The following is a 22914-nucleotide window of genomic DNA, read 5'->3' on the forward strand; positions in this document are numbered from 1 at the left end:
GGACAAATAAAAGAACTCGCGTCATGGCGGGTTCTTTTTTGTAAAGGAACGACAATATGGATGAAACGAAACAGACAATCGAAAAAATACCGGCAGTCGCATTGCGCGGCATGACAATATTGCCGGGGATGATTACCCATTTTGATGTATCAAGGGATCGCTCTATGCGCGCTGTGGAAGCTGCAATGGAGGGCGATCGCATGATTTTTGTCGTGACACAGTGCGATATACAGGAAGAGAATCCAACCATCGATGACCTGTATCATGTGGGACTGTATGCTGAGGTGAAGCAGGTTATCCGCATGCGCAATTCTGTGGTCAGAATTCTCATCGATGGCAAAAAGCGTGCCGAATTGTGTGAATTTACCGACCGTGAAGAATATCTGGAAGCAAATGTGATTGTGCATGAAGACTATTATGAGGAAGATTTGCCTGTCCAGGCTGAGAAAGCAATGGTGGAAAGCATTCAGGAAACCTTCTTCAAATATGCGGATGCAAACGGACATATCGCACCGGAGCGCAGAAAGCGCGTCAAGGAAATCTCCGATCTGTCCAAATTAATTGATTATATTGCGAATTCCCTTCCGGTCAGCTATCCGGACAAACAAAAGATTCTGGATGCCATTTCGCTGACCGCACGGTATGAAGAACTGCTGACCCTGCTCTTCACTGAGACGGAAGTCAGTGCATACAAAGAAGAATTTCAGCAAAAAGTCAAGGAACGCGTGGACAAACATCAAAGAGAATATGTTCTGCGTGAGCAGATGGCACAGATTCGTGAAGAGCTTGGTACGAAGGATGACGAATCGGAGATCGATGAATACCGCAAAAAGGTGGAAATGCTCGACGCGCCTGAGGATGTCAAAGCACGCCTGAATAAAGAAATCAAGCGTTTGGAGAGTCTGAATGACAACTCCTCCGAAAGCTCCGTGACGCGCGGATATATCGAGACATTGTTGGAACTCCCATGGAATCGTGCAACCACGGATCATAAGGATTTGCAGGAGGCACAGAACATACTCGAGGAGGACCATTATGGATTAAAGGATGTCAAAGAACGTGTATTGGAATTTTTGGCAGTCCGCAATCTGACCGAAAAGGGAGACGCACCGATTTTGTGTCTGGTTGGACCACCGGGATGCGGAAAGACATCGATTGCACATTCCATTGCCCGCGCAGTCGGCAAAGAATACGTGCGCATCAGTCTCGGCGGTGTGCGCGATGAAGCGGAAATCCGCGGACACAGAAAGACTTATGTCGGTGCCATGCCGGGACGCATCATAGAGGGGCTCAAACAGGCCGGTGTACGCAATCCACTGATGCTTTTGGATGAGATTGACAAGGCATCATCCGATCATCGCGGTGATACTTCCGCAGCATTGCTCGAAGTGCTTGACAGTGAGCAAAATGCAAGATTCCGCGATCATTATGTGGAACTGCCTGTCGATCTGTCGGATGTTCTTTTCATTGCGACAGCCAATGACAGAGGCGCGATTCCAAAACCGCTGCTTGACCGTATGGAAATCATTGAGATTCCGGGATATACCGCAAATGAGAAATTCCATATCGCAAAGAATTATCTCGTGGACAAGCAAAGAAGCAAGAATGGCCTGAAGAAAAATCAATTGCAGATTCAGGACCGCGCAATACGCGAAATTATCTCGGGCTATACGAGAGAAGCGGGCGTGCGTGACCTCGAGCGCAAAATCGGATCCATCTGCCGAAAGGCGGCCAGACGTGTCTATGAAGGCGAAGAAGGCAAAATTTCCGTTGCAGCGACAGGACTGAAAGAATTTCTCGGTCCGGTGCGTTATCTTCCGGAAAAGAAAAATAAAAAATCCGACATCGGAATTGTACGCGGACTTGCATGGACTGCGGTTGGCGGGGTGACACTTGAAGTCGAAGTCAACATTCTGCCGGGCAAAGGTCATCTGATGTTGACGGGAAAACTGGGAGATGTCATGAAAGAGTCTGCACAGACGGCGCTTTCCTATGTGCGCTCCATTGCGCCGGAATATCATGTCAATGCGGATTTCTTTGAGACGCATGACATCCATATTCACATCCCGGAAGGCGCAACCCCGAAGGACGGTCCGTCTGCCGGTGTGACACTGACCTGTGCGTTACTGTCTGCCGTGGTTGAAATTCCGGTCCGCTCGGATATCGCAATGACGGGAGAGGTGACTTTACGCGGCCGCGTACTTGCAATCGGTGGCTTAAAAGAGAAACTTCTCGCTGCAAATATGGCGGGCATGAAGACCGTATGCATTCCGAGAGATAATTTGCGGGACCTTGAGGAAATTGATGACGAAATCAAGGCCGGACTGGAAATTATTGCGACGGAAAGCGTAAAAGAAAATATTGCATTATCATTTGTGAAAAAGAAAAAATAGGAGGGTGTTATGTGGTCGGATCGTGTATTTTATCAAATCTATCCTTTGGGTTTTTGCGGCGCGCCATATGAAAATGACGGAATTGCGCAATCACGCATCCTGCATGTGCTGGACTGGATTGCACATATGCAAAAACTCGGAATCAATGCGCTGTATTTTTCTCCGTTGTTCGAATCGGACAGCCACGGATATAATACACGCGACTATCTCAAGATTGACACCCGTCTCGGGACCAATAAAGACTTTGCGAAAGTCTGCAAGGCCTTGCACGAGGCAGGAATCAAAGTGGTGCTCGATGGCGTCTTCAATCATGTCGGACGCGGTTTTTTCGCATTTGAGGATGTGAGAAAGAATCGTGAGCAGTCACAATATCTGGACTGGTTTTACAGAATTGATTTCGGCGGTGATACGGAGTACCATGACGGATTCTGGTATGAGGGCTGGGAAGGTTATAACAATATGGTGAAACTCAATCTGCGTAATCCTGCGGTAGTGGATTATCTGCTTTCCGCAGTGGGGCAGTGGATTGATGAATTCGATATTGACGGTCTGCGGCTGGATGTGGCATATAGCCTCGACCATGATTTTATCCGTCGCCTGCGCGCCTATTGCGATGCGAAAAAGGATGATTTCTTTTTGGTTGGCGAGATGCTGCATGGAGATTATAATCAGCTGACACAGCCGGATATGCTCCATTCCGTGACCAATTATGAATGTTATAAAGGACTGTATTCGAGCTGCAATTCCCACAATCTTTTTGAGATTGTGCATTCGCTTCTGCGCCAGTTCGGGCCGGAAGAATGGACCCTTTACAAGGGCAAGAAACTGCTGAATTTTGTCGACAATCATGACACGGAGCGCGTGGCCAGCATTTTACAGAATCCAAATCATCTGAAGGCAATTTATACACTGATGATTGCCATGCCGGGAATCCCTTGCATCTATTACGGCAGTGAATGGGGTGCAAAAGGCAAAAAAGGAAACGAAGACCGCGATATCCGTAAATATTACGAGACACCGGTCTGGAATGATCTGACAGAGTGGATTGCAGGATTGATCCGAATTCGTAAAGACAGCCGTGCAATTCGCGAAGGCGCCTTTTATTCTGTTGTTTTGACGAATGAGGCATGTGTTTTCCTGCGTGAAACAGAAGGGGAACGCATTTATGTCTGCGTTAATATTTCGGATCATGAATATTATCCGAACTTTGAAATCGGTGCAGATTATGCAAGAAATTTGATTTCGAATGAGCGGATTGTGATGCAGAACGGATTTATGATGCAGCCATATCAATGTTATATTTTAAAACCGGAAAGCTAGGAGAGATTATGAACAGACAGGATTGGAAACCGGGAAATATGTTATATCCGCTTCCGGCCGTAATGGTCAGTGTGGCGGGAATGGAAGAAAATGATCCCCCGAATATTATCACCGTGGCATGGGCGGGAACCGTATGTACGAATCCTGCAATGGTTTCAATTTCGGTACGGCCGAGCCGCTATTCGTATGAACTGTTGCGCAAGCATAAAGAATTTGTCATCAATCTGACCACCAAAGATCTGGTCAGAGCCTGTGACATTTGCGGAGTCAAGAGCGGGCGCGATGTCGACAAATTTAAGGAATGCAAACTGACACCGCTGGTGCTTTCCCATTGCAGCGCACCGGCCATCGAGGAAAGCCCCGTAAACATCGGATGCAGGGTCAAAGAAGTGCTCGAACTCGGTAGCCATCATATGTTTTTGGCAGAGGTGACGGGCGTGAGCGTTGATGAGCGCTATATGGATGAAAATGGCAAATTTGAGCTAAACGATGCACAGCTTGTGACATACTCACACGGCGAATATTTTCTTCTCGGCGAAAAGCTCGGAAGTTTTGGATATTCTGTGCGCAAGAAAAAGAAATCCACTTGACAAAAAATGGGCATTATAGTATTGTGAATATATCGTTAAAAATTTGTCAAATACTAGGAGGGTGAAAACATGACAGAGTTTAAGAACTTACAGTTTTCGGTGGAAGATGAAGTTGCAGTCCTTACAATTTCTCGTCCTGCAGCATTGAATGCATTAAATACTGAGACCTTAAAGGAGCTGACTGTTGCTTTGAACGAAATTGAAGCAATGGATGATGTTAAGGTTCTTATTTTGACAGGTGGTCCTGACAAGAAGGATAACCCATATAAATCATTTGTAGCCGGTGCAGATATCTCCGAGATGGTAAACTTTACCGCTCCGGAAGCAAGAGCATTTGGTATCACCGCTGCTACTCCGTTCTTTAAATTATCAGAGATGCGTCAGGTGACCATCGCTGCAGTAAACGGATTTGCACTTGGCGGCGGATGTGAGATCGCTATGGCCTGCGATATTCGTATTGCAGCCGACAATGCAATCTTTGGACAGCCTGAGACCGGCCTTGGAATCATTCCTGGATTCGGTGGCACCCAGAGACTTGCCCGCCTGATCGGAATGGGACGCGCAAAGGAATTGATCTTTACCTGTGACAATATTGATGCAAACGAAGCATATCGCATCGGTCTTGTAAACAAAGTTGTTGCAAAAGAAGAGTTGATGGATAGCGCAAAGGCTATGGCTAAGAAGATCGCTTCAAAGGGAAGCTTCGCAGTATCCCTTGCAAAGACTGCAATCAACAACGGTTATGACATGGATATCAAGAATGCAGTTGAGAACGAAGCAAATCTGTTCGGTGTTGTAAATGATACACATGACAAGAAAGAAGGAATGGGTGCTTTCCTTGAGAAGAGAGCTGCTTCCTTGACAGATTTCTAATTCTTTTTAAGATAAAAATGGCAGGGGCTGTCGCATTTTGCATGCGATAGCCCTTTTTGCTTGCTCATATTGGTATTTCGGGTTAAAATTAATAATACAACAATTTTAGTTAATTTGGGAACGAGGAGTCGGCGAATGTTTTTGGATCCGAACAAAAATGTAATCATTGCATTGGAGATGTGGGGAACCATAATCGGGCTGGTCTTTATGGTGACCATTGTAATCATTGGAAAAGTAAATCGGAGAATGAACCGGCGTATCGCGGGGTTGGAGCTGATTGTTTCCACATTGCTGCTGACACATGCATTTTTCATGATACTGGATGGGACAACCGTGCCGATTCTGGTTGGATTATTGCATATCAGTATTATATTGCGAATGGGATTCTGCTATTTTGCAGTCTGTGAGTTCAATGCATATTTGTGGACTACCATCCGAAAAGACTGCGACAAGAGGATTTACTACTGGGTTCTGGCCGTCTATGTGATTAATACCATAGAGATTTTGTTGCTGGTATTATCCGTGCGGTATCATTTTTATTATTACCTGGATGCGCAAAACCATTTGCAGTACGGACCGCTATTTGTACTTTCTCCTGCTTTGGCATTTTTGAGCATGCTGATTGAACTCGGAATTGTAATCTGGTATCGCAGCCGATGGGAAAAAAACGGATTATTCCTGCATTTGTTTTATCTGATCATTCCAATTATCGGCGGGGTGCTTGAATTCTTTTTCCCACAATTTCCGTTTGTTAATTTCTTCCTTTTCGTGGACGGAATTGTCATGTTCATGGGAACGCAGCAGAGTACATCGCGGTATTTCGAAGAACAACAGCAGAAATTGTTTGAGTCACAGATTGATATTCTGCGCTCGCAAATCGGTCCGCATTTTTTGTTTAACTGTCTGAGTACGATTAAATATCTGTGCAAAAAGGATCCGAAGCAGGCATCGGAAGCGGTTGTGGATTTGTCTTTTTTCCTTCGGACCAATCTGGATGCACTCGATCGAAAAACATGTATTCCTTTTGAAAAGGAACTCGAGCATACACAAAATTATATTGCGCTTGAAATGCGTCGTTTTATTGACAAAATTCATGTGGAATATGATTTGCAGGAGCATACTTTTTTGCTGCCGCCATTGACGATTCAGCCGTTGGTGGAGAATGCAATCAAACATGGTATTTCAAAAAAAGAGGAGGGGGGAACAATCTGGATTTCATCCAGACGCATTGGAAATCAAATCAGGGTCGTCATTCGCGACGACGGGGTTGGATTTGAACCTGCACAAAAGAAAGAGGACGGCCATGCCCATCTGGGAATGGCAAATGTACAGGAACGTTTGAAATTAATGTGTAAGGGACATATCGAGGTGAAAAGTAAGCCGGGAAAGGGCACGGAAGTAACTGTGGTCGTTCCGGTAGGAGGGGATTCGAATGGTTATATTAGCAGTTGATGACGAACGTGCGCAATTGGAACTGATGGTGGAAGAAATCCGCAGTGTGGAAGCAAATGCGGAAATCCATCCGTTTCATCTGCCGATGGATGCGCTTGCATATATTCGTGAGAACAATGTGGATGTGATTTTTCTCGACATCCATATGCCACAGATGGGCGGCATTGAGATGGCAAAAGAAATCAAAAAAATCAAGCCGACCGTCAATGTCATATTTGCAACAGCATATGATGATTTTTCATATGACGCATTTCAGGTGCATGCAAGCGGATATATTATGAAACCGGTCAGTGGAAAGCAGATTGCAAAAGAACTTGAAAATCTGCGCTATCCTGTGGTGCGCAGGGATGAGGGCATTCGTGTGACCACATTTGGTCCGTTTGATATTTATGTGAATGGAGAATCCATTCATTTTGGCCGCGCAAAATCAAAAGAGGTGCTTGCCTATCTGATTGACAAGAGAGGCGCAGGAGTGACCAAAAAAGAGCTTGCGGCCGCAATTTTTGAAGATCGCGAATATTCGAGAAGTACGCAGGATTATATCAACAAAATCCTTCGTGAAATGGAAAAAGCATTAAAGGATGCGAATGCGTCCGAAATTTATGTGAAGAAAATGAACTACTATGCGGTGGATCCGTCCAAATTCCGCTGTGATATGTATGATTACATAGACGGTAATGTCGAGGGAATCAATGCATTCCGCGGAGAATATATGACGCAGTACAGCTGGGCGGAAGATTCGATAGGAGAATTCTTATAATGGAACATGCGAAAGCATTTATGGAAGCGCATCGCAGCAATGCGATTGCGCTGTGCGAGTGGTTTCGTGCCAATGCGCGCGAACTGCCGTGGCGAGAACTGCCGAGTCCTTATCATGTATGGATTTCGGAAATTATGCTTCAGCAAACACGTGTTGAAGCGGTCAAACCATATTATATGAGATTTATGGAGCGTCTGCCGGATGTGCAGGCGCTTGCAAATTGTCCGGAGTCTGTTTATCTGAAATTGTGGGAAGGACTGGGATATTACAGCAGAGTGCGCAATCTGCATGCGGCGGCGGAGCAGATTATGGAGCAGTTTGACGGCAGGCTTCCGGCCTCCAAAGAAGAATTGCTGCAGTTAAAGGGAATCGGCTCCTATACTGCGGGCGCAATCGCATCCATTGCATTTGGCCTGCCGGAACCGGCCGTGGACGGAAATGTCCTTCGCGTGCTGATGCGACTGATGGATTGCAAATGGGATATTGCTGCGGCATCGACCAAAAAGCAGGTGGAAACACTTTTGGCGGACTGGCTGACGCTGGACGGAATCCGTCCGGGAGAACTCAATCAGGCATTGATGGAGCTGGGCGCGCTGGTATGTGTTCCAAATGGCGCACCGCACTGTGCGGATTGTCCGTGGCAGGCTTCCTGCCGGAGTTGTCAGAATCAGACATGGGATCAGATTCCGGTGAAGACACCGAAGCGTCCTCGCCGAATCGAGGAGAAGACCGTCTTTGTGATTCAAAACCAGGATGGTGTTTTTTTTCATAAAAGAGCATCCAAAGGACTGCTGGCGGGACTGTATGAATTCCCGAATGTGGAAGGCTTTTGTACACAGGAGGAAGCGCTTGAAGCAGTGAAATCTTTTGGGCTTCGCCCGATTCGTATCCGTCCGATTACGGATGCGAAACATATCTTCACGCATATTGAGTGGCATATGAAAGGCTATGCGGTTATGGTGGAACTCGGCGAAGCGGGCACGGATCTGCTCTATGTGGATGTGGAACAGGCGCAGCGCGAATTCTCGATACCGTCGGCATTTCGTGCATATAAACAATATATCGGTGTGGAAGTCGAAAAGTAATCAGGACAAAAAAGTGGACTGCCGCATTGCTGCGATCAGTCCGATGTAAAAAAGATATATGAAAAAGAAAATATAATTGGGAGGACCTCGCATCCAGGGGATGCGGGGGTGTATGAAAAAGAAAAAGTTAATTTCTGTTTACAATATATATAGTAAAAGTGAAATGTGAAATTGATGTGTTATAAATTTTAGGAAATTGTAAACAATATATGAATAAATTGTTGTGACTAAGGTACTATATGATATGCGGAAAACGGGGGGATTTTTAGAAAAGAGAATGTAAATTATGAACAGAAGTAAGAAAAAGAATCGTGTTCTGTTAATGATTTTGACGGGCCTGCTTTTGATATTCATTTTTTCCGTGGTGAAATGGCATCTGCCATCGGAACCGGCTGTGATGTCGGACGTAGCGGATTATCAGGGTGTGGCCTTTTCAATCGTCAATGAAAACAGACCTTTTTTTGATTCGGACGATCGCAGGCGAGAGGACTTTGAAGAATACCAGCCACTGGACCGGCTCGGAAGATGCGGATGCGCTTATGCAATGCTTTCGGAAGAAACCATGCCGCAGGAACAACGGCAGGATATTTCATCAGTCCATCCAAGCGGCTTTGAAAATGAAAACCGCATTTATCACCGCTGTCATTTGATTGCATTTTCGCTCGCCGGTGAAAATGCCAATGACAGAAATCTGATTACGGGTACGGCATATATGAATGTGCAGGGCATGAAACCGTTTGAATCCTATGTGCATGATTATATCGAAAAGACGCATCATCATGTTCTGTATCGTGTGACACCGGTCTTCGAAGGACGCAATCTGGTGGCTTCCGGCGTGTTGATGGAGGCGGCTTCCATTGAGGACGAGAAGATCTGCTTTTGCATTTATGTCTACAATGTGCAGCCGGGGGCTGAAATTGATTATCGGACAGGAAAAAACCGGATTGTGGATGAGAATGCACAAGTGGAAAATACGGACTATATCGGTGCGGTAGCTTCCGGAAAATGCAGGGAATATCATCGCATCGAATGGGTGAAATCCGGGGATTACGATTATGTGGTCAATATCAATACAGGATGCATTCACAAAAAGGGTTGCGCAGCGGTAAAAACGATAAGCAGAAAAAATTGCCGCTTTTATCGTGGCGATTATTCGGAACTGCTGGAAAACGGATATCATCTGTGCGGCATTTGTCTGGGACAAAATGCGGATTGTGCTTGTTGCGCAAATACAGTATAATGTTCAAGTTGGGAAATAAAAAATCTTAAAGGAGATTAGAATATCAAAATGAATTACAATACGATTATTGTGGGCGCCGGAATTGCCGGTGCAACCGCAGCACGTATCCTCGCTGAGGAGGGAAATCAAAAGGTTCTTGTCATCGAAAGACGCAATCATATCGGTGGCAACTGCTATGACGAACTGGATGATTACGGAATTTTGATTCATACATACGGACCGCATATCTTCCATACCGGAGAAGAATCTGTGCGTGAATTTCTGTCACGCTTCACGGACTGGTATGATTTTGGACATGAAGTGGTCGCAAAAGTGGCAGACCAGCTGATTCCGGTTCCATTCAACTTAAATACATTGCATATGGTTTATGAGAAGGAAAAGGCAGACCGTCTGGAGCAAAAGCTGATTGCGGAATATGGTGAGGGCAGCCGTGTCCCGATTATGAAATTGCGTGAGAACGAGGATCCGGATGTACGTGAAATTGCAGAATATGTATATCAGAATGTATTTTTGCGTTATACCATGAAGCAATGGGGCCAGAAACCGGAAGAAATTTCTCCGGAAGTAACCGGCCGCGTACCTGTTGTCATTTCATATGACAATCGATATTTCAAAGACAAATATCAGAGTGTTCCGATTGACGGATTTACACCGATGTTTGAAAAGATGCTGGATCATCCAAATATAGAAGTGCGTCTGAATACAGACTGCCTGGATGTGCTTTCGTTTGAAGATCGCAAGATTTATTTCGAAGGCGAAGAATTTACCGGTAATGTGATTTATACCGGAGCGATTGATGAATTGTTCCATTTGCGTTTTGGCCGTTTGCCTTACCGCAGTCTGGATTTCAAATTCGAACATCTTGATCAGGATTCCTTCCAGGGACATTCCGTAGTCAATTATACGGTCAGCGAAGATTTTACACGTATTACCGAATTCAAATTCCTGACCGGACAGAAAAATACAAACGGCACCACAATTGTGCGTGAATATCCGTTTGCCTATACCGGTGCAAAGAATGAAATCCCGTATTATGCAATTCTGAATGAAGATAACGAAAAGCTCTACGGCAAATACAAGACCATGACGGAAGAATTTGGCAATTTCCATTTGCTCGGCAGACTTGCGGAATACAAATATTACAATATTGATGCGATGACACTCAAGGCGATGGAACTTGCGCGTACATTGCTCTAGGAGGCAGATTATGAATATGAAATTATTATCATTTGCAATTCCATGCTACAATTCTGCAGCATATATGGAAAAATGCATTGATTCCATTTTAATTGGAGGGGAAGATATCGAAATCATCATCGTGGATGATGGTTCCACGAAGGACAATACGGCAGAGATCGCAGACCGCTATGCGGCACAGTATCCGAATATCGTAAAGGCAATTCATCAGGAAAACGGCGGACACGGAGAGGCTGTCAATACCGGACTTCGCAATGCAACAGGGTTGTATTTCAAGGTGGTTGATTCCGATGACTGGGTTGATCCGGATGCATACAAGGCAATGCTTTCTACAATCCGTTCTTTCGTCGAAAAGGACGAACTGATTGATATGTTCCTCGCAAATTATGTATATGAAAAGGAGGGGGCAAAGCACAAGAAAGTCATGCGTCAGACCGGATTTCCGGTTAACCGCGTATTCACCTGGAGTGATGTGCGCAGATTCCACAAGGGACATTATATCCTGATGCATTCTGTTATTTATCGTACACAGATGTTGCGTGACTGCAAGCTTGAATTGCCGAAGCACACTTTCTATGTAGACAATATTTATGTCTATAAGCCATTGCCATATGTAAAGAGTATTTATTATATGGATGTTGATTTTTACCGTTACTTCATCGGCCGAGACGATCAGTCTGTCAATGAAGCAGTTATGATCAGCAGAATCGATCAGCAATTGCGTGTCAACAAGATTATGATTGAGGATGTGGATTTGACGAAGGTGCGTAATCTCAAATGCCGCAAATACATGTTCAACTATCTTGAGATTATCACCATTGTATCGACCATTATGTTGATCAAATCCGGCACAGAAGAGAATCTGCAAAAGAAAAAGGAACTTTGGGAATATATTAAGAATTATGATATTCGCCTTTACCGCAAATTGCGCAAAGGCATCATGGGTACAACCATGAATCTTCCGGGAAAAGGCGGACGCAAGATTTCCGTTGCAGCATATCGCATTTCCCAGAAAGTGGTCGGATTTAACTAAAAAAGATTTCATGAAAGCATACTATCGAATGCGCCGTAAAGCAGATTGCTTGCGAAATGCGGAAGGCGTCATTCCGGTATGCTTTTTAAATTGTCGGATATAATGTTCCGGCGAATCATAGCCTGTCGCTTCGGCAATATTTGCCACTGTCATAGTGGTATTTTCCAAAAGATCCTGAGACCGTTCGATGCGAATGGTGCGCAGGATTTCTGTATAGGTCTTCCCGGTCAGTTCTTTGATCAAACGTGAAGTATATTCACTCGTATAATGAAATTTATCCGCCAGTTCCGCAAGTGTAATATCGCGATAATTATCCTGAAGATATTGCAGAAGCGCATAGCGCTGCACATCCGAACGATTGCGGAAATATGGCATTTCTACTGAATCCCCGTAATTGCGAACAATGAGATAAAAGTCCAGAAGCAAGGTGTTGGTGATGCACTGATAAAAGTATTTCTGATGATTCAGGCTCTCGCAATACATATGGATAAAAGAGTCTCTCAAAAAAATATCCGAACCGGAATGGAAGAGGATATAGTCATTTGCTCTACCGGCATAAATATTGTTTAAAAAGAATGAGGACAGCAGGTTTGGCGTGTTCAAAAAAACATAAAACATGCTGTGTAAGGTGTCTCTTCGCAGCATAATATTGAAAATAATGCTGTCATCAAATACGGAAATCTTGTGCTCAATTCCCGGCGGCACAATACAAATGTCCCCGCTTTGCATGCGGATGGTCTGGCCGGAAATCTCCTGGGTACAATTGCCGTCATAGACATATACGAGCTCGAAGAATGTATGTGTGTGGAGCAGGTCCGGGCTGTAGCGATTGTGCTTTTGAACCACAATACTGGCATTGTCCGTCAGGTCAAAAAAGAAAGAGTCCAGGTATTTGCCCGGAACGGTTTCCTTTACCTCCGGAAGCAGAAGATGACGTTTGATCACATCATCAATATCGCAATGATTGATGAATTGATGGATCTTTCCGCTTTGGCGGGCCAGATACTGCTCCTTGTAAAACTTTTCCTCTTCATTGTACTCATAAATTTTTAATCTTAAATCCTGGATATTCATCTGATTCTCCCATTAAGTCAAATACAGTCATAAAATATGATGTATCTTAACATTTTATATCAAAGTAGTCAATATATATGAGCGATTTTGTGAATTATATCTTTTTGACAGAAAACTATAATGAAGTTAACAAACAAACAAGCACCAAGGGGGCAGCATGAATATGGTTGAACCAATCCTTCAAATGAAAAAAATAACAAAGAAGTTCGGAAGCGTGACTGCACTGTCTGAGGTGGATTTGGCAGTATATCCGGGAGAAATTCGCGGATTGATCGGCGAAAACGGATCCGGAAAGTCCACCATCTCATCCATTGCAGCAGGAATGCAAAAAGCAAATTCCGGTGAAATGATTTTTAAGAACAAAGCATGGGCGCCTCAGAGCATGATTGATGCTTTGGATAACGGAATCGGAATGGTTGTGCAGGAAAGCGGAACCATTGCAGGGATTACCGTTGGCGAGAGCATTTTCCTCGGCGAACTTGATCCGTTTACCAACCGGTTGGGCTGGGTGAATAAAAAAGCGATGTTTCAAAAGGCAACGGAAGCAATGGAAGCAATTGGTGTGACGTCTGTCACCGGTGATATGCCAATGAGTGCATTGGATTTTCAGACACGCAAACTGGTAGAAATCGCAAAGGTGGTGCGCAAGAATCCAAGCATTTTGGTGATTGATGAGACAAGTACCGCATTATCTCATGATGGTCGCGAAATCATGTATCGACTGATTAAGAAGTTTAGAGATGACGGAAAAGCAGTTATTTTCATCTCACATGACTTAGATGAAATTATGGAGGTATGCGATACCCTGACTGTGCTTCGGGATGGCAATTTGATTCGTACTTTCACAAAAGAAGAGTATGATGCAAATCTGATTCGAACCAGCATGATTGGTCGAGAGTTGAAAGGTGATTATTATCGCAGCGATTTTAAAGCCACCAGTTTAGACGAAATTGCTCTTGAAGCAAAGAATCTGAAATACAAAGAGCAGTTAAAAGATATCTCTCTTCAGCTGAAGAAGGGCGAAATCGTAGGAATCGGCGGATTGGCAGGATGCGGAATGCATGCGCTGGGTAAGGCTTTATTTGGAGCACTGCCTCTCGAAAGCGGAGAAGTGGTAACCGGAACAGGAAAGAAAATCACAGATCCGCATGTGGCTATGAAACAGGAAATCGGATATGTGTCAAAGGACCGTGATACGGAATCACTTAGCTTGACAGCCAGCATTCGCGACAATATTGCAATCGCCGGAATGGATCGTTTCGCAATCGGAGGATTCTTAGTAACAGCACATAAGGAATCAAAATATGTAAAAGAACAGATTGAGAATTTGTCAATTAAGTGTGCGAGTCCAAATCAGTCTGTCAGCCAGCTTTCCGGAGGAAACAAGCAAAAGGTTGTTTTCGGAAAATGGATTGGATGTGGAAGTGAAATCCTGATTCTTGACTGCCCGACCAGAGGTGTGGATATCGGTGTGAAGCAGGCAATGTATCAATTGATGGTACAGCTGAAGAATGAAGGTAAAGCAATTTTGATGATTTCTGAGGAATTACCGGAATTGATTGGAATGAGCGATCGCATCTTTATTATGAAAGATGGCGAAATGAAAATGGAATTTAAGCGCAGCGAAATGTTATCTGATGCGGATATCATCCAATATATGATTTAGGTAGGAGGATTATCGTGAAAGAGAAACGCAATATAGGACAAATGATTACAACAGTGCTTCCGTTTGCAGCACTTGTGGCACTGTTTTTTATCTTCATCGGTGTTGTCAATATGAAGGGCTATCGCCTGGATATGTATTTAAAAATTGCATTTAACGAAGGCGTGGTTTTGGCAGTGGTTGCAACAGGTGCAATCTTTATTTACACACTTGGAACCTTTGATATCAGCCTTGGAGCATCAACTTTGTTTTCCGCAACTATGGGTGTGATGACATACAACAAGACGGAAAACCTCGGACTTATGATTTTGGTGATTTTTGCAGTCGGCATTATTTGTTCGCTTTTCAATTCTGTTTTGGCATCCGTATTTCATATTCCGGCCTTCGTCACCACGGTGGCAATGATGTCGGTACTGACTGCAGTTGCCGCAAAGATTATCACAACGGAAGGTGGCGCATTAGGAGGAATCAGAATTCCAAGCAGCGTGCTAAAGCCCTTTGACAGTATGGGATGCAAAATTGCACTTTTGGTTATATTCTTTGCAGTCAGTCTGTTTATGTTTCGCTTTACAAAGGTGGGACGCCGACAGAAATTTATCGGTGGAAATCCTTTATGCGCATACTTAACAGGAATTCGCTATAACAAATATACAATCATTGCCTTTGTGATGGCCGGTATCGGTGTGGGACTCGGAGCGTTTTTGACTTTGGTTTATACACCGTCCGTAACCACGACGACGGCTTCTAGCATCGGAATGAATATCTTTATTGCCATTGTCTTTGGTGGTATGCCGATTTCCGGCGGACCGTTTTCAAAGATCTATGCAGCATTGGTAGGTGGATTTTCTTTTATGCTTTTAAATGACATTTTGGAAATCGTAATCGAAAGCAATGCGGCATATGGCATCACTCAGATTATCAGTGCAGTATTCTTCCTGATTGTCGTTTATCTGACCAGTATGAATTACCGCACCGCGATGTTACCAAGATAACTGTATTTAACGCATAAGCGTTAAAGATATATGTTAAAGGAGGAAAAAGATGAAACAAAGAGTTACAAAAGTATTGGGTCTGCTTTTAGCAGGAGTGATGACACTGGGAATGCTCACCGCATGTGGTGGCAAGAACGGGGACACAGAAGGTGGTAAGGATACCTCTTCAGCAAGCAAAGAAACCGTAAAGATCGGAGTACTTGTCGCTGATGTCAGCGGTGAGGAAGCACAAGGATTCCGTTCATATTATGAAAAGTATATCGCATCAAATTACAATGTAGAATTTACTTACACAGATGCTTTGGAAAGCGCTGAAGATGAAAAATCTGCAATCGAGAAGTTCGCTTCTCAGGGATGCAAGGCAATCATCTCACTTTCAGGAAGTGACAGAGCTCAGCAGATCGAAACCTGCGAACAGTATGGCGTTTATTATGCAGTTGCTTCAGGTGTATTAGAAGATGAGCAGTTTGAAACTTATAAGGGATATGAGTATTTTGTTGGCCAGGTTGGACCAAGCAATGCAACCGAGTTTGAAGCCGGAAAGGCAATGGGTGAGTTCTTCAAGAACCAGGGAACCAAGACTGTTGCAATCTACGGAGCTTTCATTCCAAATCCAATGCATGTTTATCGTCTTGCAGGAACCATCGTTGGATTAGGTGATACCTATGGTGGAACTGATGATATGAACGGTATCATCGGACAGATTTTCCAGGATCAGACACTTGATTTATCCAAGGTGGAAGGTGATACAGAAGTTGTTGCATATCTTCAGGGATATGGCGATACAACAACAGATGAGTTAAATGCAGCAATCCAGAAGAGTCCGGAAGCATTCCTTTCAGTTGGAATGGCAACCACATTCTTTACTCAGTCTTTGAACGAGGCAGGAATTGCATTCTCTGATATTGATTCTTTCACTCAGGCAAATGGCGATGCAATCGAAAACGGAAAGTTGACCTATCTTGCAGGAAAGTATTCTTCATCCATCGGACCTGTATTTGCACTTGTGATGAATGCAGTAAATGGAAATGTGATTCGCGATGATGAAGGAAATGCAGTATCAATCAGCCAGGGATATCTTGTAGCAACAGATAAGGCTACCTTTGATGAGTATTATGTATCAGACAACGGTGACAGCCCAATCTATGATAAGGCAACATTGGATTCTATCATCGGTGATAATGTAACATATGCAGATGTAAAGGCTCTTGTAGAGTCTAAATAAAGAATTTGGAGGCTACCATTATGAGTACCGCAGGCACAGCAAAAAAAATTGTGGGAACGTTTATCATTCCGGTAATCGTATTCCTGATTTTAGAAGGACTTTGTCTCTCGAAGGGAGAGCATATCATTACAAATGCAAAGAGCTTTGATAATTTTATTGTCTATGTAGCGATTGTGATGATTACGACGATTGCTTTATCAATTAATCTTAATAGCGGAAGATTTGATTTTTCGCTTGGATCAATGGCTGCACTTTCAGCAATCATCGGAGCTAAAATTTCATATGCCATCTTCGGAGGCGGAAAAGGAAGTGCGTTGTGCATGCTTTTGGTTACGATAGTGGCAGGTCTTCTGTTGGGATTGATTTCGGGGAGCATTTATGTGCTCCTCAAGATCCCACCGATCATCACTTCCTTGGGTGTTACTCTGATTTATGAGGGCGTGATGTATACCATTACCGACGGCAAGTATTTGATGACTGAAGTGCAGAATTCTTCCATGGCTGGATTTGTTGGAACCTGGATTTATGCAGCAATTATCATTGTATTGGTATTGGTATTAACAATTGTACTGTTTGACCACACTCGGTTTGGTTTTGACTATAATGCATTAAAGAGTGGGCAGAAAGTATCTGTAAATACAGGCATTAAAGAAGTAAAGAATGCATTGATTTGCTATACAATCTGTGGCGGATTAATGGGGCTGGTTGGATTTTTCAATGCAGCCAGAAATACGACAATCAATGGCGGACAGCTTAACTTTGGTTCGATTGCAATTATGTTTACCGCATTTTTGCCAATGTTTATCGGCAGTTATATCAGCCGCTACAGCAATGAAAAGGTTGGTTTCCTTTTGGCCGCAATTTGCATGTCAATGTTGAATTCCACCTTTGCAGTATTCTCCAACGAGATTACAGCATCCATGCAGTCCATTATCAATGCAGTCCTTTTGGTTGTATTCCTGATTTACTTAAACAATGAACATCTACTGAGGAAGATTTTTACAAAATGAAGAATGAAAATTTTTTAAAAAAAGCATTAGATCTTTTAAAGCCGCCTACAAAGACATATGTTGAAGTGGCAAAAACAATTGAAATTAAGAAAAAAAATCAATATTATGCAGTTCCTACCACAGATTATGACAGAAGACGACTAAAAAAGGGGGACTCTCTGATTGTCGATTTCGGAAATCATGAGGTGGGATATGCAGACTTTAAATTCAATTATGTGGGAAGCCATCCGGATGCTCCGGCCTGGGTACGTTTTCATTTTGCGGAAACATTACAGGAATTGTTTGAAAATCCGGATGAATATCATGGATGGATCAGCTCTTCCTGGGTTGAAACAGAGCAAATTCATATCGATGTGCTTCCGGTTGAAATGAAGTTGCCGAGACGCTATGCATTCCGTTATATCAAAATCGAAGTGATTGATATTAGCTCAAAGTACGATTTGGTTGTGGAACATGTGGGATGTACCGCAGTGTCCGGTGCAGATGACACCAAATTAAAGCATTATGATTTCGGTGATGCACAGTTGAATCATCTGGATGAAATTGCCTGCAGAACCTTACACAATTGTATGCAGACCGTGTTTGAGGATGGCCCGAAACGCGACAGACGATTATGGATCGGAGATTTGCGTATTCAGGCATTGGCAAATGATTTGACATATGACAATGCGGATATGGTAAAGGCCTGTATCTATCTGTTTGCCGCATTGCCGATGCCGGATGAACGGGTGGGAGCATGTCTGTTCCTTGATCCGGTTCCGGAGGTGGATGATGTCAGAATGTACGACTACTCACTGTTCTTTATTCCAATCCTTTGGAATTACTATGAGAAGACGAAAGACATCGAGATGCTTCGCGAGCTGTGGCCGGTGGCATATAAGCAAATTACAATTGCAAAAAAAGAATTGGGAAATGATATGTTGGTTCAGGATTCAGATGAACTGAATTGGTGTTTTGTGGATTGGACATTGAACCTGAATAAGCAGGCATCCGCGCAGGGAATCTTGTTGTATGCGCTTTCTGTAGCAATTCATATTGCGCAGGAGTTGGGAGACGTGATGAAGGAAGAGAAACTTGCGGAGCTTTATATGGAATGCCGTCAGGCTGCCAACAATAAATTATGGGATGAAAAAAAGAAATGCTATGTGAGCGGGAAAGATAAACAGGTATCGATTGCATCACAGGTATGGATGATATTGGGAGAAGCTATTGGAGGAGATGCCGCGATTGAATTACTCGAGCGTGTTGAAGCAATGGATGCGGCAGAAGAGATGGTGACACCATATATGTATCATAATTATCTGGATGCCTTGATGCTATTGGGGCAAAAGGAGAAGGCACTGGAGGTTATTCGGTCCTACTGGGGCGGAATGGAAGCACTGGGTGCTGATACATTCTGGGAATTATATAATCCGAAAAAGCCGGATGAATCTCCGTATGGTGGAACGATTGTAAATAGTTATTGTCACGCATGGAGTTGTGGACCTGCATACTTCTTACGTAAATACTTCATGCCGAATGTATAGCGGATAAGGAGACGTTATGAAGAATAGCCAAAAACAAAAAAAGCATTATGGCCGAATTGGTACACGCGTTCTGGTGATGGTATGTGTTCTTGCACTGATTTTTGTGGCAACAATCGTATCTAGTTTTGTAACACAGATGAAGGTAAAAGAAGAAAGCCGCAAGATTACTGCACAATACATCCCGGTTTTGGAAAATGTTTGTGATATGCAGACTTGCCTGGAGCGTATCCAAAAATATTTGAATATCATTGCTTTATACGACAATGCAGATGTGCGTGCCGGAATTGAAAGCGCAATGGATGCAGATATTGAAAATGCGAACTCTTTGATGGCGCAGGTTCGAGCATCCGTAACGGATATCAATAATGCTGAAATGCTCGAGAATTATCAGACCTATGAAGATTTTATGAATCAGGCCTTGGATCTGGTTCAACAGATTCGAAACATGGTTGACCAGGGAGATTTTATGAATGCCAATATTGTGTTAGGCACAGATTTCCAAGGGTTGGTGGTTGAAGTGGGCGAGAGTTCAAGTGTAGGTTTTATGGATTCACTTCACTCAGCAATTGATCAGGCATCTTCAAATTACAACAAGGCTTTGAACCAGAGCTTGCTTTTGATGGAAATCATGGGCGCTGCATTCTGTGTTGCTTTTGTTCTCATCTTCCTGATGATTCATAAAACCGTTAGCAAACCTGCAGAATATGCAAATAAGCAGTTGAATCTCATTATAGATGATATCAATACAAACAAGGGCGATTTAACCAATCGTATTGAAATTAAGAGCAATGATGAGATTGGTCGCTTGAGTAGCGGAATCAATGAATTTATTGAAAAGCTGCAGGAGATTATGCAAAATCTTAAGAATGATTCACAGGAAATGGACCGTTCCATTAATCTTATGAATGGGGAAATCACCGCATCAAGTGACAATGTGGACAGCATTGCAAATGTAATGGAGGAGCTGACGGCCCGTATGGAAGAGGTGGCCGCAAGCGTTGAAATCCTAAATAAAAATGCAAAAGAAATTCTCTCATCTGTAGAAAACGTTCAGACGGAATCTACAACAGGAAAAGAGATTTCTGCAAATATTATGGCCCTGGCAATCGGCGTCAAGGAACAGACCGAGGCAAAGAAAAATGCCATCGAAGAAATGATGGAGCAGCGTCGTATCGAATTGACCGAATCCATCGAAGCCAGCCGTCAGGTTGAGCAAATCACCTCTTTGACGGAGGATATTTTGAATATTGCAAGCCAGACAAACTTACTTGCACTCAACGCTTCCATTGAAGCTGCAAGGGCAGGAGAAGCGGGAAAAGGATTCTCTGTTGTGGCGGATGAAATCAGAAAGCTTGCGGAAAACAGCACCAATACGGCAAATAACATTCAAAATATCAGCGAGAAAGTTGTCAGTGCGGTAGAAGTATTGATGAATAATTCAAATGATCTTTTGAATTACATGCAGGAGACAATTACGACAGATTACCAAGGCTTTGAGGATGCAACGGATATGTATTCAGAGAAAGCCGCTCGAATTGATGCAATCATGGGAGAATTCCATGATAATATGATTCATTTGGAAAACATTATGAGTGAAACCGTTGATAGTATTTCAAGCGTATCTACGGCCATGTCCGAAAGCACAAACGGAGTCGTCATGGCAACTTCAAATGTTTCCGATATTGTCAATTCTATGGAAGAGATTAAGAGCGGAGCCGGAACCAATCATGAAATTTCAATGAAATTGCTTGAGGAAGTAAACCGTTTCCAAAAGATATAGATGAATCATAAATGAAAATTTGATAATTAGATAATTAGATACAGGCGGAAATCCCCCTGAAATTTCCGCCTGAAAATATTTTGTTACCCTCCCTCGGCTCCGCTTTTGCGGGGCCCTTTTTCTAGAAATCTAAATTGTGTCCCGACGATACTCTTCCGGGGTAACTCCCAGATGCTTTTTGAAAAGGCGATAGAAATATTTTTCGTTATCATAGCCGACCTGTTTTGCAATCTGGGCAGTTTTTCTGTCGGTAGAAGAAAGCAGTTCCTGGGCCTTCTTTAGTCGGATATCTGTCAGATACTGATTATAGGAAGTGCCTGTACTTTTCTTGAAAAGGTGGCTGATATAGCTCGGGTTCATATAAAAAAGCGAGGCGATAAAATCCAGACTCAAATTATTATAGTATTTTTCCTGCGTATAAATTTTGATATTTTGAATCACATCTGAGGAGCGGAAACGGCTTTCGTCTTTTAACAAATTGCAGATGTTATTGAAAAAGATTGTGATATAGTTTTGCAGCTCATCAAAAGAGAAAATGTTATTCAAAATATGTATGGAAGTGTTGGACTCCATTGTTGAATTAATAGAAATATAATTCTTTAACATCTGGTAGGCTTCCCGGAATAAATGAATGCAATATGCCTTCATATCGCCCAGACGGAGTGTCGGCACCGATACGCATTGATCGAACAGCTCTGCAATCATCGGCGGAATGACATCGGTTTCCGAATTCTCTACACGGAACATAAATTCCGCCTCCCGGTTCCAAATGACATTGGAGGCATTGTATTCCATCGGTTGGTAAGGAAATATCTTTCTGGCATCATTGTAGACCATATTATCAATGGAACTGCAGGCGTCCTCATAAGCCAATTTTAAATTCGCACGGGTGCTGCGCAAATCGCCCATTCCGATGATCAGATTTGCTTCGTCCTGTTCCATCGTCTGCAAAAAGGATTTGGCAATATGAACCAGATACTCGGATACATTATTGCTTAAGCTGCGGTTAAAGGAAAAGAGCAGCGCACCCACATTTGAATTGCAGATGTTCGGAACGCAGATACAAAAATCTTCCATATCATTTTCGATGATAAAGGCGATGATACGGTCCAGATTGAGCGCTTTTTCAAATCGTAGCGTAAACAGACTGTAGAGCCGTTCTCCGGTGGTAAGAGACTGGATTCTGCTTGAATGAAAATGATCCATATCAGGGATATAACCTAGGATTGTGGATCGAAGATTTTGGACATCATATTCTAATCGGATGGATTCCTGTTCTTCATTCATTTTCTGGATGCTTTTGTTGCGGGAATCCGATTCTTCGATTCTGGCAATCGCAATGTCCATAGCATTGTGCAGCGCTTCTCTCGGAAATGGCTTAAGGATATATTTGCATGCATTTGATTCAATGGCGCGATGCGCATATTCAAAATCCTTATATCCGCTGATGACAATAATCGGGATATCCGGGAGAATTTCACGAATTTTCAGCAGAAATATGCCGCCGTCCATTCCGGGCATGTTCATATCTGTGATAATGATGTCGGGCTGGGTTTCCATAATCAGTTTCAAACCGCTTTCGCCGTTTTCGGCAGTACCGACACAGGAAATATCACCCGAATAGGATTCGAGCTTTTTTAATACACCCTGTTGTGTGAGTGGTTCGTCATCGACTACGATATATGTATACATTTAGATACC

18 protein-coding genes are annotated in these 22914 nt (G+C 43.3%); 16 read left to right on the plus strand and 2 right to left on the minus strand.

Annotation, left to right across the window (positions count from 1 at the left end):
- Positions 1 to 56 precede the first annotated feature (56 nt).
- The 10 genes from lon to CSX02_RS09565 all read left to right on the plus strand — a co-directional run bounded on the left by lon (position 57) and on the right by CSX02_RS09565 (position 11943).
- Complete coding sequence (lon, locus tag CSX02_RS09520; RefSeq protein WP_099386504.1) at positions 57 to 2393, plus strand: endopeptidase La; 2337 nt, start codon at positions 57 to 59, stop codon at positions 2391 to 2393.
- Between the two features lie 9 nt (positions 2394 to 2402).
- A complete protein-coding gene (locus tag CSX02_RS09525) occupies positions 2403 to 3713 on the plus strand; it encodes an alpha-amylase family glycosyl hydrolase (RefSeq protein ID WP_099386505.1) in 1311 nt (436 codons plus the stop codon).
- Positions 3714 to 3721: 8 nt separating this feature from the next.
- Positions 3722 to 4303 carry a flavin reductase family protein gene (locus CSX02_RS09530; protein ID WP_099386506.1) on the plus strand — a complete coding sequence of 194 codons (582 nt, stop codon included), beginning with the start codon at positions 3722 to 3724 and terminating at the stop codon, positions 4301 to 4303.
- 69 nt (positions 4304 to 4372) lie between these two features.
- Complete coding sequence (locus CSX02_RS09535; RefSeq protein WP_031544943.1) at positions 4373 to 5176, plus strand: enoyl-CoA hydratase-related protein; 804 nt, start codon at positions 4373 to 4375, stop codon at positions 5174 to 5176.
- 135 nt (positions 5177 to 5311) lie between these two features.
- The gene (locus CSX02_RS09540; RefSeq protein ID WP_099386507.1) at positions 5312 to 6628 is read left to right on the plus strand and encodes a sensor histidine kinase; all 1317 of its coding nucleotides are present in this window, start codon (positions 5312 to 5314) and stop codon (positions 6626 to 6628) included.
- Positions 6609 to 7388, plus strand: a complete 780-nt coding sequence (locus CSX02_RS09545; RefSeq protein ID WP_099386508.1) for a response regulator — start codon at positions 6609 to 6611, stop codon at positions 7386 to 7388. Before CSX02_RS09540 ends, CSX02_RS09545 begins: the two co-directional genes overlap by 20 nt.
- The gene (mutY, locus tag CSX02_RS09550; protein WP_242970461.1) at positions 7388 to 8473 is read left to right on the plus strand and encodes an A/G-specific adenine glycosylase; all 1086 of its coding nucleotides are present in this window, start codon (positions 7388 to 7390) and stop codon (positions 8471 to 8473) included. Before CSX02_RS09545 ends, mutY begins: the two co-directional genes overlap by 1 nt.
- Before the next feature lie 286 nt (positions 8474 to 8759).
- Positions 8760 to 9713, plus strand: coding sequence for a DNA/RNA non-specific endonuclease (locus CSX02_RS09555; protein WP_099386509.1), 954 nt, complete (start codon positions 8760 to 8762; stop codon positions 9711 to 9713).
- A 48-nt stretch (positions 9714 to 9761) separates the two neighbouring features.
- A complete protein-coding gene (gene glf / locus CSX02_RS09560) occupies positions 9762 to 10910 on the plus strand; it encodes a UDP-galactopyranose mutase (RefSeq protein WP_099386510.1) in 1149 nt (382 codons plus the stop codon).
- 16 nt (positions 10911 to 10926) lie between these two features.
- A complete protein-coding gene (locus CSX02_RS09565) occupies positions 10927 to 11943 on the plus strand; it encodes a glycosyltransferase family 2 protein (protein WP_099386532.1) in 1017 nt (338 codons plus the stop codon).
- 21 nt (positions 11944 to 11964) lie between these two features.
- Here the strand turns inward: CSX02_RS09565 and CSX02_RS09570 are convergent, their stop codons facing one another.
- Positions 11965 to 13017 carry an AraC family transcriptional regulator gene (locus tag CSX02_RS09570; RefSeq protein ID WP_099386511.1) on the minus strand — a complete coding sequence of 351 codons (1053 nt, stop codon included), beginning with the start codon at positions 13015 to 13017 and terminating at the stop codon, positions 11965 to 11967.
- Positions 13018 to 13180: 163 nt separating this feature from the next.
- Here CSX02_RS09570 and CSX02_RS09575 point away from each other — a divergent pair, with 163 nt between their 5' ends.
- From CSX02_RS09575 to CSX02_RS09600, 6 genes are read left to right on the plus strand one after another with little or no spacing between them, the layout of a single operon-like run.
- On the plus strand, positions 13181 to 14683 hold the full coding sequence (locus CSX02_RS09575) for a sugar ABC transporter ATP-binding protein (protein WP_099386533.1): 1503 nt from the start codon (positions 13181 to 13183) through the stop codon (positions 14681 to 14683).
- A gap of 14 nt (positions 14684 to 14697) precedes the next feature.
- Positions 14698 to 15672 (plus strand): ABC transporter permease, encoded by a 975-nt coding sequence (locus tag CSX02_RS09580; RefSeq protein ID WP_242970462.1) that lies wholly within the window; start codon positions 14698 to 14700, stop codon positions 15670 to 15672.
- A 49-nt stretch (positions 15673 to 15721) separates the two neighbouring features.
- The gene (locus tag CSX02_RS09585) at positions 15722 to 16897 is read left to right on the plus strand and encodes a type 1 periplasmic-binding domain-containing protein (RefSeq protein WP_099386512.1); all 1176 of its coding nucleotides are present in this window, start codon (positions 15722 to 15724) and stop codon (positions 16895 to 16897) included.
- A gap of 20 nt (positions 16898 to 16917) precedes the next feature.
- Positions 16918 to 17907: an ABC transporter permease gene (locus tag CSX02_RS09590; RefSeq protein ID WP_099386513.1), complete on the plus strand. Its 990-nt coding sequence runs from the start codon at positions 16918 to 16920 to the stop codon at positions 17905 to 17907.
- Positions 17904 to 19433 carry an alpha-L-rhamnosidase-related protein gene (locus tag CSX02_RS09595; protein WP_099386514.1) on the plus strand — a complete coding sequence of 510 codons (1530 nt, stop codon included), beginning with the start codon at positions 17904 to 17906 and terminating at the stop codon, positions 19431 to 19433. The genes CSX02_RS09590 and CSX02_RS09595 overlap by 4 nt, the downstream gene beginning before the upstream one ends.
- Positions 19434 to 19449: 16 nt before the next feature.
- A complete protein-coding gene (locus tag CSX02_RS09600; RefSeq protein ID WP_099386515.1) occupies positions 19450 to 21213 on the plus strand; it encodes a methyl-accepting chemotaxis protein in 1764 nt (587 codons plus the stop codon).
- 129 nt (positions 21214 to 21342) lie between these two features.
- Here the strand turns inward: CSX02_RS09600 and CSX02_RS09605 are convergent, their stop codons facing one another.
- Positions 21343 to 22905, minus strand: a complete 1563-nt coding sequence (locus tag CSX02_RS09605) for a response regulator transcription factor (RefSeq protein ID WP_099386516.1) — start codon at positions 22903 to 22905, stop codon at positions 21343 to 21345.
- Positions 22906 to 22914 lie beyond the last annotated feature (9 nt).

The sequence above is a fragment of the Agathobacter ruminis genome (assembly GCF_002735305.1).
In the GTDB taxonomy this organism is placed as follows: Bacteria; Bacillota; Clostridia; order Lachnospirales; family Lachnospiraceae; genus Roseburia; species Roseburia ruminis.